We start from the raw sequence: 13,927 nt of genomic DNA, 5'->3' as shown, positions 1-13,927 counted from the left end.
GATATACAGATAAGTCCTGATTACCATGGCCCTACTGCAGATCGCCGAACCCGGTCAAAGTCCTCAACCGCACCAGCGTCGTCTGGCGGTCGGGATTGACTTGGGCACTACCAATTCGCTGGTCGCTGCATTGCGCAGCGGTCTTTCCGAGCCGCTGCCCGACGCGGATGGCCAGGTCATCCTGCCGTCTGCCGTGCGTTATCACGCTGACCGCACCGAAGTGGGCGAGTCGGCCAAGCTGGCGGCGTCTACCGATCCTTTGAATACCGTGCTGTCGGTCAAGCGCTTGATGGGTCGTGGTTTGTCCGACGTCAAGCAGCTGGGCGACCAGCTTCCCTACCGCTTTGTCGGCGGCGAATCACATATGCCGTTCATCGACACGATCCAGGGCCCGAAAAGCCCGGTGGAAGTGTCGGCCGATATCCTCAAGGTCTTGCGCCAGCGCGCCGAGACCACCTTGGGTGGCGAACTGGTAGGTGCGGTGATTACTGTTCCTGCATATTTCGATGACGCTCAGCGCCAGGCCACCAAGGATGCGGCGAAACTTGCCGGCCTGAACGTGCTGCGCCTGCTCAACGAGCCGACCGCAGCCGCTGTGGCTTACGGCCTGGATCAGCACGCCGAAGGCCTGGTGGCTATTTACGACCTGGGCGGCGGTACCTTTGATATTTCGATCCTGCGCCTGACCGGCGGTGTCTTCGAAGTGCTGGCTACCGGTGGCGATACCGCCCTGGGTGGCGATGACTTCGATCACGCCATTGCTGGCTGGATCATCACCAGTGCCGGCTTGTCTGCCGACCTGGACCCGGGTGCGCAACGTAATTTGCTGCAAACTGCCTGTGCCGCCAAAGAAGCGCTGACTGACGCTGCGTCGGTTGAAGTTTCCTACGGTAGCTGGTCGGCTCAACTGACCCGCGAAGCGTTCGATTCGTTGATCGAACCGATGGTCGCCCGCAGCCTGAAAGCCTGCCGCCGCGCCGTGCGTGATTCCGGTGTCGAGCTGGAAGACGTGGTCGCCGTGGTCATGGTGGGTGGTTCGACCCGCGTGCCGCGTGTTCGTGAGGCGGTCGCTGAAGCCTTCGGCCGTCAGCCGCTGACTGAAATCGACCCGGATCAAGTGGTGGCTATCGGTGCCGCGATCCAGGCCGATACCCTCGCCGGTAACAAGCGTGATGGTGGCGAACTGCTTCTGCTTGACGTGATCCCGTTGTCCCTGGGGCTGGAAACCATGGGCGGCCTGATGGAGAAGGTGATTCCACGCAACACCACCATCCCCGTTGCCCGCGCCCAGGACTTCACCACGTACAAAGATGGTCAGACGGCCATGATGATTCATGTGCTGCAGGGCGAGCGTGAGCTGATCAGCGACTGCCGTTCCCTGGCGCGCTTCGAATTGCGCGGCATTCCGGCGATGGTGGCTGGTGCGGCGAAGATTCGCGTGACCTTCCAGGTCGACGCCGACGGCTTGCTCAGCGTTGCCGCTCGCGAACTGGCCTCCGGCGTTGAAGCCAGCATCCAGGTCAAGCCGTCCTACGGCCTGACCGACGGTGAAATCGCCAAGATGCTCAAGGATTCGTTCCAGTACGCCGGTGACGACAAGGTCGCCCGCGTGCTGCGTGAGCAGCAAGTCGACGCCCAGCGCCTGCTCGAAGCGGTGCAGGGCGCCCTGGAAGCTGACGGCGAACGTCTGCTGGATGCCGAAGAGCGCATGGTCATCGACCTGCAAATGCAGGAACTGGCTGAATTGATGAAAGGCACCGATGGTTACGCCATCGAGCAACAGACCAAGCGCCTGTCGCAAGTGACCGATGCCTTTGCCGCCCGTCGTATGGACCAGACGGTAAAAGCCGCCCTGGCGGGCCGCAACTTGAATGAACTTGAGGATTAACTGATGCCGCAGATCATTTTTCTGCCACACGCCGAGCATTGCCCGGACGGTATGGTTGTGGAGGCTGAGACCGGCAAGTCCATTCTCGAAGTCGCTCACGATAACCACATCGAGATCGAAAGCGCCTGCGGCGGCGTTAACGCCTGTACCACGTGCCATTGCATCATCCGCGAAGGTTTCAATAGCCTGGAAGAGGCTGATGAGCTGGAAGAGGACTATCTTGATAGGGCGTGGGGCCTTGAGCCGACGTCGCGATTGAGCTGTCAGGCAAAAGTGGGAACAGAAGACCTCACCGTCGAGATTCCGAAATATTCGCTCAACCATGCCGCCGAAGCGCCGCATTGATTCAAGGAAATGTCATGAGCCTGAAATGGGTTGATGTACAAGAAATCGCTATACAACTTGCTGAAGCTCACCCGGATGTCGATCCTCTGTCGGTGAACTTCGTCAAGTTGCGCAACCTGGTGATGCAGCTGCCGGAATTTGACGACATCCCGGATCGGGGTGGCGAAAAGGTTCTTGAGGCGATACAAGGCCTGTGGATCGAAGAAGCAGACTGAATCGCCTTTTTACGCAGTTAGGCAATACCCAAGAACCCGCGTATAATTCGCGGGTTTAATTTTTCGCAAATTACCGTTTCTGGAGTTACACCATGGCTGTTCAACGTACTTTCTCCATCATCAAGCCTGACGCTGTTGCAAAAAACGTCATCGGCGAGATCACCACTCGTTTCGAAAAAGCCGGCCTGAAGGTTGTAGCTTCGAAACTCAAGCAACTGTCCAAGGCTGAAGCTGAAGGCTTCTACGCTGAGCACAGCGCTCGTGGTTTCTTCGGCGACCTGGTTGCCTTCATGATCTCCGGCCCTGTTGTTGTTCAGGTTCTGGAAGGCGAAAACGCTATCGCTCTGAACCGTGAGCTGATGGGCGCTACCAACCCTAAAGAAGCTGCTGCCGGCACCATCCGTGCTGACTTCGCTGAATCGATCGACGCCAACGCCGTTCACGGTTCGGACTCCGAAGCCGCTGCTGCCCGCGAAATCTCGTACTTTTTCGCTGCTACTGAAGTAACCGCTCGCTAAGCATTGGCTTAAAAGAGCGAAGGTGAATCCATGACTACATTGACTGCAAAAACCAACCTGCTGGGTCTGACTCAACAGGAAATGGAAAAATTCTTCGACTCAATCGGGGAGAAGCGTTTTCGTGCCGCTCAGGTAATGAAGTGGATTCACCATCTTGGCGTCGATGATTTCGACGTCATGACGAACGTCAGCAAGGCCCTGCGCGACAAGCTCAAGGCCATTGCCGAAGTTCGCGGCCCCGAAGTGGTCAGCGAGGACATTTCCACCGACGGCACCCGTAAGTGGGTGGTGCGCGTGGCGTCCGGCAGCTGCGTCGAGACCGTGTACATTCCCCAGGGCAAACGCGGCACTCTGTGCGTTTCGTCCCAGGCAGGCTGTGCCCTGGACTGCAGTTTCTGCTCCACCGGCAAGCAAGGTTTCAACAGCAACCTCACCGCCGCCGAAGTCATCGGCCAGGTGTGGATTGCCAATAAATCGTTCGGCAGCATCCCGGCGACCGCCGACCGTGCCATCACCAACGTGGTGATGATGGGCATGGGCGAGCCGCTGCTGAACTTCGACAACGTTGTCGCGGCCATGCACCTGATGATGGACGACCTGGGCTACGGTATCTCCAAGCGCCGCGTGACCCTGTCGACCTCCGGCGTGGTACCGATGATCGATGAGCTGGCCAAGCACATCGACGTCTCCCTGGCGTTGTCGCTGCACGCACCGAATGACGCATTGCGTAACCAATTGGTGCCGATCAACAAGAAGTATCCGCTTAAGATGCTGCTCGAATCTTGCCAGCGTTACATGGCGACCTTGGGCGAAAAGCGTGTGTTGACCATTGAGTACACCATGCTCAAGGACATCAACGACAAGGTCGAGCACGCGGTCGAGATGATCGAGTTGCTCAAGAACGTACCGTGCAAGATCAACCTGATTCCGTTTAACCCGTTTCCCCATTCTGGCTATGAGCGGCCGAGCAACAACGCCATCCGCCGTTTCCAGGATCAACTGCACCATGCAGGCTTCAATGTCACCGTGCGCACCACCCGCGGCGAAGACATCGATGCGGCATGTGGCCAATTGGTAGGACAGGTGCTGGATCGCACCCGTCGCAGCGAACGTTATATCGCCGTGCGTGAATTGAGTGCCGCCGACGATATGCCGCAAAGCGCCGCGACTCGAACCTGAGAGAGGATCTCTATGCCCTTGCGCCTTGCGCTGCTTTTGCTTGTTGCCAGCCTCGCGGCTGGCTGTGTTTCATCGGGCCATGACAGCCCGTTGCAAACCGGCAAGGGCCGTGACGAAGCGCGAGCTGCCTATGTGCAGCTGGGCTTGGGGTACTTGCAGCAAGGGATGACCGAACAGGCCAAGGTGCCGCTGAAAAAAGCCCTCGAGCTGGATGGCAGCGACGCCGACGCCAATGCTGCGTTGGCCTTGGTGTTCCAGGCCCAGGCCGAGCCCGAATTGGCCGATCAATATTTCCAAAAGGCCCTGGCCACACGCCCTGGCGATCCAAGACTGCTGAATAACTACGGCAGTTTTTTGTTTGCGCAGAAACGTTATGCCCAGGCATCCGAATATTTCCAGCAGGCTGCGGCCGATACCCTCTATCCTGAGCGTTCGCGGGTTTTCGAGAACCTGGGGGTGACCTCAATGCTTCTCGGCCAGCGCGACACCGCACGCCAGCAACTGGAAAAAGCCCTGCACCTGAACCAGCGCCAGCCACGGGCCTTGCTCGAAATGGCTGAGTTGTCCTTCGAAGACAGGCATTATGTGCCGGCACGTGACTATTACGAGCGTTTTAGCCTGCTGAGCGGGCAAAATGCACGTAGTCTATTGCTCGGTGTGCGCCTGGCGACGGTTCATGAAGAACGCGACAAGGCCGCACGTTTTGGCCAGCAACTCGAACGACTCTATCCCGGTACGCCGGAATATCAGCAATACCTGTCGGAGCAATGATGAAAGCGGCGCACCCGGAAGTTGTAGCAGCTAATCGTGGAAACCCAGGCGAGACCTTGCGTCAGGCCCGCGAAAGCAATGGTTGGTCGCTGGCAGAAGTGGCCCTCAAGCTCAATTTGACCACGACTTCATTGGGCAACCTTGAAGCTGGCGCATTCGACAAGCTGCCAGGGCATACCTTTGCCCGCGGCTATATCCGCGCCTACGCGAAGTTGCTGGGTATCGACCAGGCTGCATTGGTCCAGGAATTCGACCAAATCACCGGTACCGATTCCCAGGGCAGCAATGTCCATGGTCTTGGCCGCATTGAAGAGCCTGTGCGGGTTTCCCACACCATTTTGCGCATTGTCAGCCTGTTGCTGCTCATCGCCGTGATCGGCGGTGGTTTTGTATGGTGGCAGGATCAGACCGCCCAGCGTGGCAAGGACTTGTCCAGCAACGCCATGGAGCACGTCGAAGTCGAAAGCGCCGACGGCACCACCCAGATTCATCCGTTGGATGAGCCGGAAGACCAGGCCGTGGCCCAGGGTCAGGCGGCGCCTGAGGCAGAGCCAAGCGCCGAGCAGCCTGCGCCCGAAGCAGGTACTGCCGCCGCAGTGGCACCCGTCGCACCCGCTCCAGCGGTTGCAGTGACGCCTGCTGCTCCAGCTCATACGCCAGCAACGCCAGCAACGCCAGCAGTACCGGCGCAGGCTCCGGCAACAACGGCTCCCGTCGCCCCGGCGATTTCCGCGCCAACCACCCCGGCACTGATCGCCGGTGATGGCCGAGTACAAATTACCTACGTCGCTGACTGCTGGACGCAAGTCTCCGATGGCAACGGCAAGGTGCTGTTCAGTGGTCTGAAGCGTAAGGGAGATACACTTGACCAGGGCGGCAAGCCTCCTTTGACGCTGCGTCTGGGCTTTGCCCGTGGCGCGCAAGTGGCCTACAACGGCCAGCCTGTGGACGTGGCGCCGTTCACCAGTGGCGAGACTGCTCGCCTCAAGTTGGGACAATAAAGTCATGCACGGCGAATCTCCAATCAAACGTCGCGTATCGCGCAAGATCTGGGTCGGCTCGGTGCCGGTGGGCGGCGATGCCCCCATCGCAGTACAGAGCATGACCAACAGCGACACCAATGATGTGGCGGCCACTGTCGCCCAGATCAACCGCCTGGAAGCGGCGGGCGTCGACATCGTGCGGGTTTCCGTACCGGACATGGACGCTGCCGAAGCCTTTGGCCGCATCAAGCAACTGGTCAAGGTGCCGCTGGTCGCCGATATCCACTTCGACTACAAGATCGCGTTGCGCGTGGCCGAGTTGGGCGTCGATTGCCTGCGGATCAACCCGGGCAACATCGGCCGTGAAGACCGGGTTCGCGCCGTGGTGGATGCCGCCCGTGATCGCGGGATTCCAATCCGCATCGGCGTCAACGCCGGCTCCCTGGAAAAAGACCTGCAAAAGAAGTACGGCGAGCCGACGCCGGCCGCACTGGTCGAGTCCGCGCTGCGCCACGTAGAACACCTTGAACGCCTGAATTTCCAGGACTTCAAGGTCAGCGTAAAGGCTTCCGACGTGTTCATGGCGGTAGAAGCGTACCGCCTGCTGGCCAAGGAAATCGTCCAGCCGCTGCACCTGGGTATCACTGAAGCCGGCGGTTTACGCTCAGGCACAGTGAAATCTGCGGTGGGTCTCGGTATGCTGCTGGCCGACGGGATTGGCGATACTATTCGCATCTCCCTCGCGGCAGACCCGGTAGAGGAAGTGAAAGTCGGTTACGACATTCTCAAATCCCTGCATTTGCGTTCCCGTGGCATCAACTTCATTGCCTGCCCGAGCTGCTCGCGGCAGAACTTCGACGTGGTGAAAACCATGAACGAACTGGAAGTACGCCTCGAAGACCTGCTGGTGCCGCTGGATGTCGCGGTGATCGGCTGTGTGGTCAACGGGCCGGGTGAGGCCAAAGAGGCCCATGTGGGCCTGACCGGTGGTACGCCAAACCTGATTTACATCGACGGCAAGCCGTCGCAGAAATTGACGAATGACAATCTGGTGGATGAGCTGGAACGGCTGATCCGCCAGAAAGCGGCCGAAAAGGTCGAAGCTGACGCAGCGGTTATCGCGCGCGGCTGATCGAACGAATTTAAGGATTTGATGTGAGCAAGTCTCTGCAAGCCATTCGTGGCATGAACGACATCCTGCCTGAGCAGACGCCCCTGTGGCGCTACTTCGAGGGCACTGTCGCGCGCCTGCTGGATAACTACGGTTACAAGCAGATCCGCATGCCGATCGTCGAGTTCACCGAGCTGTTCAAGCGCTCCATCGGTGAAGTGACCGACATCGTCGAAAAAGAGATGTACACCTTCGAAGACCGCAACGGTGACTCCCTGACCCTGCGTCCGGAAGGTACTGCCGCGTGTGTGCGTGCGGTGCTCGAACATGGCCTCACCGGCGGTGGCCAGCCGCAGAAGCTCTGGTACATCGGCCCGATGTTCCGCCACGAGCGTCCGCAGAAAGGCCGTTATCGCCAGTTTCACCAGATCGGCCTGGAAGTCTTCAACCTCGACGGTCCGGACATCGACGCCGAGCTGATCGTGCTGACCTGGCGCCTGTGGGGCATGCTGGGCATCCGCGATGCGGTCAAGCTTGAACTCAACAGCCTGGGCACCAGCGAATCCCGGGGCCGCTACCGCGAAGCCCTGGTGGAATTCCTGTCGGCCCACCTGGACAAGCTGGACGAAGACAGCCAGCGCCGCCTGAAAACCAACCCGCTGCGGGTACTGGACACCAAGAACGCCGAGACCCAGGCCGTACTGGTGGACGCGCCGAAAATGGCCGACTACCTTGACGACGAGTCCCGTATCCACTTCGAGGGCCTCAAGGCTCGCCTGGATGCAGCCGGTATTCCTTACGTCATCAACCCGAAACTGGTGCGTGGCCTCGATTACTACAGCAAGACCGTGTTCGAGTGGGTCACCGACAAGCTCGGCGCCCAAGGCACGGTGTGTGCCGGTGGTCGTTACGACGGCCTGGTCGAGCAGATGGGCGGCAAGCCGACCACCGGCGTAGGTTTTGCCATGGGCATCGAGCGGCTGATCCTGCTGCTGGAAACCCTGGAGCAGGTTCCCGAAGAAATCTCCCGTCAGGTGGACGTGTACTTCTGTGCCTTTGGCGAGGCGGCCGAACTGGCTGCCCTGGCCCTGAGCGAGAAACTGCGCGACCAACTGCCGAACCTGCGCCTGCAAGTCAATGCCGGCGCCGGCAGCTTCAAAAGCCAGTTCAAGAAAGCCGACAAGAGCGGTGCGTTGTATGCACTGATCCTGGGTGATGATGAGTTGGCCCAGCAAGTGGTAAGTTTCAAACCCCTGCGTGGTCAGGGTGAACAACAAAGCATTGCCTTTGATGCGCTTGCAGCGCACCTGGCCACCTGCATCGTGCAGGGTTGAAGCTGTCAAACAGCCGATTTAGCGATTAAGGAGTATTGGGGTGTCGAGTACTGATGATGACCAGCTGGCCGAGTTCAAAGACTGGTGGCAGCGCAACGGCAAGCCCCTGGTCACTGGCGGCTTGCTGGCTTTAGTAGTGGTGTTCGGCTGGCAAGCCTGGCACAAGTATCAGGCTAACCAGTCGCAAGGCGCCTCGATTATCTATCAGCAACTGCTGGAAACCACGCTGACGCCAAACGGCAAGCCTGACCTGGCCCAGGTTGCAGACCTGGCCGGCAAGCTGAAGAGCGAATTCGGCGGTAGCACCTACGCGCAATACGGCAGCCTGTTCGTCGCAAAAGTTGCGGTCGACAACGGCAAGCTGGATGACGCCGCCTCCGAGCTGAAAGCCATCACCGACAAGCCGGCCAACCCGACACTGGGTGAAATCGCACGTCAGCGTCTGGCTCAGGTACTGGCGGCACAGAACAAGGCCGACGAAGCACTGAAACTGCTCGACGGCGATGCTGACAAGGCATTCCTGGCCACTCGTGAAGAGCTCAAGGGCGACCTCCTGGTCCAATTGGGTCGTACCGACGAAGCCAATGCTGCGTACCAAAAAGCCAAGGCGGCGCTGTCTGATGAAGCGGCGGTCGGTGGCTTACAAATCAAGCTCGACGACTTGGCCAAAGGGGATGCGTGACGTGATCCGTTGGAAACATGCAGCATTGCTGGCTCTGGCCGTTTTGGCCGCGGGTTGCAGCAGCAACAGCAAAAAAGAACTGCCTCCGGCCGAGCTGACCAGCTTCAAGGAAGAAGTGGTCCTGCAAAAGCAGTGGAGCCGCTCCATTGGTGACGGTCAGGGCGATCTGTACAACCTGATGGTCCCGGCGATCGACGGTGACACTATCTACGCCGCTGATTCCACCGGTGTTGTGGTCTCCATGGATCGCATGAACGGCGACGTCAAGTGGAAGAAAGACCTCGAACTGCCTGTGTCCGGCGCCGTTGGCGTGGGTTCTGGCCTGGTGATGCTCGGCACGCTGAAAGGCGACGTCGTGGCACTGGATTCGAGCACCGGTGAAGAGAAATGGCGCGCTCGCGTGACCAGTGAAGTGCTCTCGCCACCGGCTACCAACGGTGACGTGGTTGTCGTGCAGACCCAGGATGACCGTGTGATCGGCCTCGACGCCGCCACCGGTAACCAGCGCTGGTTGTATGACAGCACGCCGGCGGTCCTGACCTTGCGCGGTACCAGCGGTCCGGTTGTGACCAGCAACCTGGCACTGGCAGGCCTGTCGACCGGTAAAGTGGTCGCCCTGGACACCCAGAACGGCGTGCCGGCCTGGGAAACCCGGGTCGCGATTCCTCAAGGTCGTTCGGAACTGGACCGCGTAGTGGACATCGACGGTGGCTTGCTGCTGTCGGGTGATACCCTTTACGTCGCTACTTATCAGGGCCGTGTTGCGGCGCTGGACGTGCAGAGCGGCCGGATCAACTGGCAGCGTGATGCTTCCAGCTACGCCGGTGTCGCCCAAGGGTTTGGCAGCGTCTACGTAAGCCTGGCGTCCGGCACCGTTGAAAGTGTCGATGAGCGTTCCACCACTGCATTGTGGAGCAACGACTCCCTGGCCCGCCGTCAGTTGTCGGCACCGGAAGTGTTCTCCAGCTACGTAGCGGTAGGCGACTTTGAAGGTTACCTGCACCTGCTGAGCCAGGTGGACGGTCGCTTCGTGGGTCGCGAACGTATCGACAGCGACGGCCTGCGTGCCCGTCCGCTGGTGGTAGGTAACATGCTTTACGTGTATGGCAACAGCGGCAAACTGGAAGCGCTGACCATCAAGTAATGGTTTGACTATGCTTGGGGTAATTCCCAGGCGGCCCTGCTTCGGCAGGGCATGCGGCGCTTTCGAGCGCTGCCCCGAGCACCAGCCGCTGCCTTGCAGCGGCTTTTGTATTTTCTGAAATAACGAAGTGGAGAGCCGCATGGTTCCCGTAATCGCCCTGGTGGGCCGACCGAACGTCGGCAAGTCCACCTTGTTCAACCGCCTGACCAGGACTCGCGACGCCATCGTCGGCGACTTGTCCGGTCTGACCCGTGATCGCCAATACGGTGAGGCAAAGTGGCAAGGGCGCTCCTACATTATTGTCGACACCGGTGGTATCTCCGGTGACGAGCATGGCATGGACGAAAAGATGGCCGAGCAGTCGCTGCTGGCCATTGAAGAAGCTGATGTCGTGTTGTTCCTGGTGGACGCCCGCGCGGGCTACACCGCTGCAGACCAGATGATTGGCGAGCACCTGCGCAAGCGCAACAAGCGTTCCTACGTGGTGGCCAACAAGATCGACAACATCGATCCTGAAATGGCCCGCGCCGAGTTCAGCCCGATGGGCCTGGGCGACGCGATCCCGATCGCCGGTGCCCACGGTCGCGGCATCACCCAGATGCTGGAAATCGCCCTGCGCGACTTCCCGCGTGATGACGTGGATGAAGTCGAAGGCGAAGAAGAAATCGTTGCCGAAGGCGAGGAAGCCAAGCGCATTCCTGGCCCAAGCGAAAAAGACGGTATCAAGATCGCGATCATCGGCCGTCCGAACGTCGGCAAGTCGACCCTGGTCAACCGCATGCTCGGTGAAGACCGGGTAATCGTCTATGACGAGCCGGGCACCACCCGCGACAGCATCTACATCCCGTTCGAGCGTAACGACGAGAAGTACACGCTGATCGACACTGCCGGTGTGCGCAAGCGCGGCAAGATCCACGAAGAAGTTGAAAAGTTCTCCGTGGTGAAAACCCTGCAGGCGATCAAAGACGCCAACGTAGTGATCTTCGTCATGGACGCCCGCGAAGGCGTGGTAGACCACGACCTGAACTTGCTGGGCTTTGCCCTGGAAGCCGGTCGCGCCCTGGTGATTGCGATCAACAAGTGGGACGGCATGACGCCGAGCGAGCGCGACTACGTCAAGGTCGAGCTGCAGCGTCGCCTGTTCTTCGTCGAGTTTGCCGATATCCACTTTATATCGGCACTGCACGGTACCGGCGTGGGTAACCTCTACGCCTCGGTGCAGAACTCGTTCAAGTCCGCGGTTACCCGCTGGCCGACCAACCGCCTGACCCAGATTCTTGAAGATGCGGTCAGCGAGCACGCGCCGCCGATGGTCAACAACCGTCGGATCAAGCTGCGCTACGCTCACTTGGGTGGTGCCAACCCGCCGATTATCGTGATTCACGGTAACCAGCTGGAGAAGGTGCCGAAGTCCTACGTGCGTTACCTGGAAAATACCTACCGCCGCGTCTTGAAACTGGTCGGTACGCCGATCCGTATCGAGTTCAAGGGTGGCGAGAACCCGTACGAAGGTAACAAGAACAGCCTCACCGACCGCCAGGTAAACAAAAAGCGCCGGATGATGACGCACCACAAGAAGGCCGACAAAAAGCGCCGCGACAAGCGCTGATCCTGATCGGTTGAAAAAGGGCTCTTTCGGAGCCCTTTTTTTGTGCCTGGCGGTTGACCCTTCGCGGCATGCAGCTTAAAACTTGGGGCTCACCGCAAGGGGCGCACCGATGATCACCAGCAAGCTGCCGAATGTCGGCACCACCATCTTCACCACCATGTCGCAACTCGCTGCCGAAACCGGTGCGCTCAACCTGTCCCAGGGCTTTCCCGACTTTAACGGGCCCCAGGAGTTGCTCGATGGAGTGGGCAGACACATTGCCCTGGGCCATAACCAATACGCCCCCATGACCGGCCTGCCGGTACTGCGCCAGCAAGTGGCGGCCAAGATCGCCCGCAGCTATGGCGCAACGGTGAATGCCGACAGCGAAGTGACCATCACCCCAGGCGCCACTGAAGCGATCTTCTGTGCGATCCAGGCGGTGATCCGCAGCGGTGATGAAGTCATCGTGTTCGATCCGGCCTACGACAGCTACGAGCCTTCTGTGGAACTGGCAGGCGGTCGCTGCGTACACGTGCAACTGGGCCTGGATGATTTCGCCCTGGACTTCGAGCAACTGCGCGCTGCGCTGTCGCCGCGCACCCGCATGATCATCCTCAACAGCCCGCATAACCCCACCGGTGCCCTGATCAGCCGTGCCGAGCTGGACCAGTTGGCCGAGTTGATCCGCGACCGCGACATCTACCTGGTCAGCGACGAGGTCTACGAGCACCTGGTGTTCGACGGTGTGCCCCACGTCAGCGTGTTGGCCCACGAAGAGCTGTATCAGCGTGCGTTTGTGGTCAGTTCGTTCGGCAAGACCTACCACGTCACCGGCTGGAAAACCGGCTACGTGGTCGCGCCGCCAGCCCTCAGCGCCGAGCTGCGCAAGGTGCATCAATATGTCAACTTTTGCGGCGTGACCCCGTTGCAGTACGCTTTGGCAGACTTCATGGCCGAACACCCGGAACACGTCGAGGAGCTGCCGGCTTTTTATCAAGCCAAGCGCGACCTGTTCTGCGACCTGCTGGAACCGTCGCGTTTCAGCTTTACCCGGGTGGCCGGTACCTACTTTCAATTGGTGGATTACTCACAGATTCGCCCGGACCTGGATGACGTCGCCATGTCGCTGTGGATGACCCGCGAACACGGCGTTGCGACCATCCCGGTCTCGGTGTTCTACCAGAACCCACCGCAAGGCCAGCGCCTGGTGCGACTGTGCTTTGCCAAACGCGAGGAGACGCTGCGTCAAGCAGCCGAGAAACTATGCGTGATCTGAGTGCACTGCCCAACCTGAACATCGCCCTGGTGCAAACCACCCTGGCCTGGCACGACCGCCAGGCCAACCTGGAGCATTTTGAACTGTTGCTGGAACAGGCCAAGGGTGCCGACCTGATCGTGCTACCGGAGATGTTCACCACCGGTTTCTCGATGGAATCGGAAACCCTCGCCGAGCCTGAAAACGGCCCCACCCATCAATGGCTGCAGGCCCAGGCGAAGAAGTACAACGCGGTGATCACCGGCAGCGTGATCATCCAGGCCGCCGATGGCAGCCACCGCAACCGCCTGCTGTGGGCGCGACCGGATGGTGAGGTGTTGCACTACGACAAGCGTCACCTGTTCCGTATGGCCGGTGAACACGACCACTACACCCCCGGCGAGCGCCAGGTGCAGTTCGAACTCAAGGGGTGGCGGATTCGTCCGTTGATCTGCTACGACCTGCGATTCCCGGTGTGGAGTCGTGACGCCCAGGACACTGACTTGCTGCTGTACACCGCCAACTGGCCGGGCGCACGTCGCCAGCACTGGAACCGTCTGCTGCCGGCACGGGCCATTGAAAACCTGTGCTACGTGGCGGCGGTGAATCGGGTGGGCACGGACGGCAAGGGCTTTGCCTACACCGGCGACAGCCAGGTCGTGGACTTCCAGGGCGAAAGCCTGCTGAGCGCAGGGGAGGCGGACGGGGTGTTCCAGGTGTGCCTGGATGCAGCGGAATTGGCGGAGTACCGCACGCGCTTCCCGGCGAACCTGGATGCGGACAGCTTCGAGTTCACCTGAAGGATTTTCGCCGCCTTATAGATTGCCTTCGCGAGCAAGCCCGCTCCCACATTCGTCCTGCGCTACCTGAAAGAACGCGGTCAAAATGTGGGAGCGGGCTTGCTCGCGAAG

General features: G+C 59.9%; 14 protein-coding genes. All 14 read left to right on the top strand.

The window, feature by feature from the left end:
• Positions 1-25: 25 nt before the first annotated feature.
• The 14 genes from hscA to HX814_RS21535 all read left to right on the top strand — a co-directional run bounded on the left by hscA (position 26) and on the right by HX814_RS21535 (position 13,816).
• Positions 26-1,888, top strand: a complete 1,863-nt coding sequence (hscA, locus tag HX814_RS21600; protein ID WP_087695132.1) for a Fe-S protein assembly chaperone HscA — start codon at positions 26-28, stop codon at positions 1,886-1,888.
• Between the two features lie 3 nt (positions 1,889-1,891).
• Positions 1,892-2,233, top strand: a complete 342-nt coding sequence (gene fdx, locus HX814_RS21595) for an ISC system 2Fe-2S type ferredoxin (RefSeq protein WP_003209674.1) — start codon at positions 1,892-1,894, stop codon at positions 2,231-2,233.
• 14 nt (positions 2,234-2,247) lie between these two features.
• Positions 2,248-2,448, top strand: a complete 201-nt coding sequence (gene iscX, locus HX814_RS21590) for a Fe-S cluster assembly protein IscX (RefSeq protein WP_003209673.1) — start codon at positions 2,248-2,250, stop codon at positions 2,446-2,448.
• A gap of 92 nt (positions 2,449-2,540) precedes the next feature.
• On the top strand, positions 2,541-2,966 hold the full coding sequence (ndk, locus tag HX814_RS21585) for a nucleoside-diphosphate kinase (protein WP_003175956.1): 426 nt from the start codon (positions 2,541-2,543) through the stop codon (positions 2,964-2,966).
• Positions 2,967-2,996: 30 nt separating this feature from the next.
• Positions 2,997-4,145, top strand: coding sequence for a 23S rRNA (adenine(2503)-C(2))-methyltransferase RlmN (gene rlmN / locus HX814_RS21580; RefSeq protein ID WP_177008160.1), 1,149 nt, complete (start codon positions 2,997-2,999; stop codon positions 4,143-4,145).
• 12 nt (positions 4,146-4,157) lie between these two features.
• Complete coding sequence (pilW, locus tag HX814_RS21575; protein WP_003209669.1) at positions 4,158-4,916, top strand: type IV pilus biogenesis/stability protein PilW; 759 nt, start codon at positions 4,158-4,160, stop codon at positions 4,914-4,916.
• Positions 4,916-5,917, top strand: coding sequence for a RodZ family helix-turn-helix domain-containing protein (locus HX814_RS21570; protein ID WP_177008159.1), 1,002 nt, complete (start codon positions 4,916-4,918; stop codon positions 5,915-5,917). The genes pilW and HX814_RS21570 overlap by 1 nt, the downstream gene beginning before the upstream one ends.
• Before the next feature lie 4 nt (positions 5,918-5,921).
• On the top strand, positions 5,922-7,031 hold the full coding sequence (ispG, locus tag HX814_RS21565) for a flavodoxin-dependent (E)-4-hydroxy-3-methylbut-2-enyl-diphosphate synthase (RefSeq protein ID WP_003209666.1): 1,110 nt from the start codon (positions 5,922-5,924) through the stop codon (positions 7,029-7,031).
• Between the two features lie 23 nt (positions 7,032-7,054).
• Positions 7,055-8,344 carry a histidine--tRNA ligase gene (hisS, locus tag HX814_RS21560; protein ID WP_003209664.1) on the top strand — a complete coding sequence of 430 codons (1,290 nt, stop codon included), beginning with the start codon at positions 7,055-7,057 and terminating at the stop codon, positions 8,342-8,344.
• Positions 8,345-8,384: 40 nt separating this feature from the next.
• Complete coding sequence (locus HX814_RS21555; RefSeq protein WP_003209663.1) at positions 8,385-9,026, top strand: tetratricopeptide repeat protein; 642 nt, start codon at positions 8,385-8,387, stop codon at positions 9,024-9,026.
• Entirely contained in the window at positions 9,019-10,170 is a 1,152-nt protein-coding gene (bamB, locus tag HX814_RS21550) for an outer membrane protein assembly factor BamB (RefSeq protein WP_003209662.1), read from the top strand. Before HX814_RS21555 ends, bamB begins: the two co-directional genes overlap by 8 nt.
• Positions 10,171-10,309: 139 nt before the next feature.
• Complete coding sequence (gene der / locus HX814_RS21545; protein WP_003209661.1) at positions 10,310-11,779, top strand: ribosome biogenesis GTPase Der; 1,470 nt, start codon at positions 10,310-10,312, stop codon at positions 11,777-11,779.
• Between the two features lie 109 nt (positions 11,780-11,888).
• On the top strand, positions 11,889-13,037 hold the full coding sequence (locus HX814_RS21540; RefSeq protein WP_008438276.1) for a pyridoxal phosphate-dependent aminotransferase: 1,149 nt from the start codon (positions 11,889-11,891) through the stop codon (positions 13,035-13,037).
• Positions 13,025-13,816, top strand: a complete 792-nt coding sequence (locus HX814_RS21535) for an amidohydrolase (RefSeq protein ID WP_102368191.1) — start codon at positions 13,025-13,027, stop codon at positions 13,814-13,816. The genes HX814_RS21540 and HX814_RS21535 overlap by 13 nt, the downstream gene beginning before the upstream one ends.
• The last annotated feature ends 111 nt before the right edge of the window (positions 13,817-13,927 follow it).

This window comes from Pseudomonas sp. C8002, assembly GCF_013385765.1.
Classification (GTDB): Bacteria; Pseudomonadota; Gammaproteobacteria; order Pseudomonadales; family Pseudomonadaceae; genus Aquipseudomonas.
The sequence above is the reverse complement of the archived record's forward strand: the minus strand, read 5'-3'. Positions and strand labels throughout refer to the sequence as shown.

Coding starts and splice junctions, on each gene's coding strand:
- fdx (WP_003209674.1), top strand. CDS start 1,892: ATGCCGCAGATCATTTTTCTGCCACACGCCGAGCATTGCCCGGACGGT.
- HX814_RS21570 (WP_177008159.1), top strand. CDS start 4,916: ATGAAAGCGGCGCACCCGGAAGTTGTAGCAGCTAATCGTGGAAACCCA.
- pilW (WP_003209669.1), top strand. CDS start 4,158: ATGCCCTTGCGCCTTGCGCTGCTTTTGCTTGTTGCCAGCCTCGCGGCT.
- HX814_RS21535 (WP_102368191.1), top strand. CDS start 13,025: ATGCGTGATCTGAGTGCACTGCCCAACCTGAACATCGCCCTGGTGCAA.
- rlmN (WP_177008160.1), top strand. CDS start 2,997: ATGACTACATTGACTGCAAAAACCAACCTGCTGGGTCTGACTCAACAG.
- hscA (WP_087695132.1), top strand. CDS start 26: ATGGCCCTACTGCAGATCGCCGAACCCGGTCAAAGTCCTCAACCGCAC.
- iscX (WP_003209673.1), top strand. CDS start 2,248: ATGAGCCTGAAATGGGTTGATGTACAAGAAATCGCTATACAACTTGCT.
- der (WP_003209661.1), top strand. CDS start 10,310: ATGGTTCCCGTAATCGCCCTGGTGGGCCGACCGAACGTCGGCAAGTCC.
- bamB (WP_003209662.1), top strand. CDS start 9,019: ATGCGTGACGTGATCCGTTGGAAACATGCAGCATTGCTGGCTCTGGCC.
- HX814_RS21540 (WP_008438276.1), top strand. CDS start 11,889: ATGATCACCAGCAAGCTGCCGAATGTCGGCACCACCATCTTCACCACC.
- ispG (WP_003209666.1), top strand. CDS start 5,922: ATGCACGGCGAATCTCCAATCAAACGTCGCGTATCGCGCAAGATCTGG.
- ndk (WP_003175956.1), top strand. CDS start 2,541: ATGGCTGTTCAACGTACTTTCTCCATCATCAAGCCTGACGCTGTTGCA.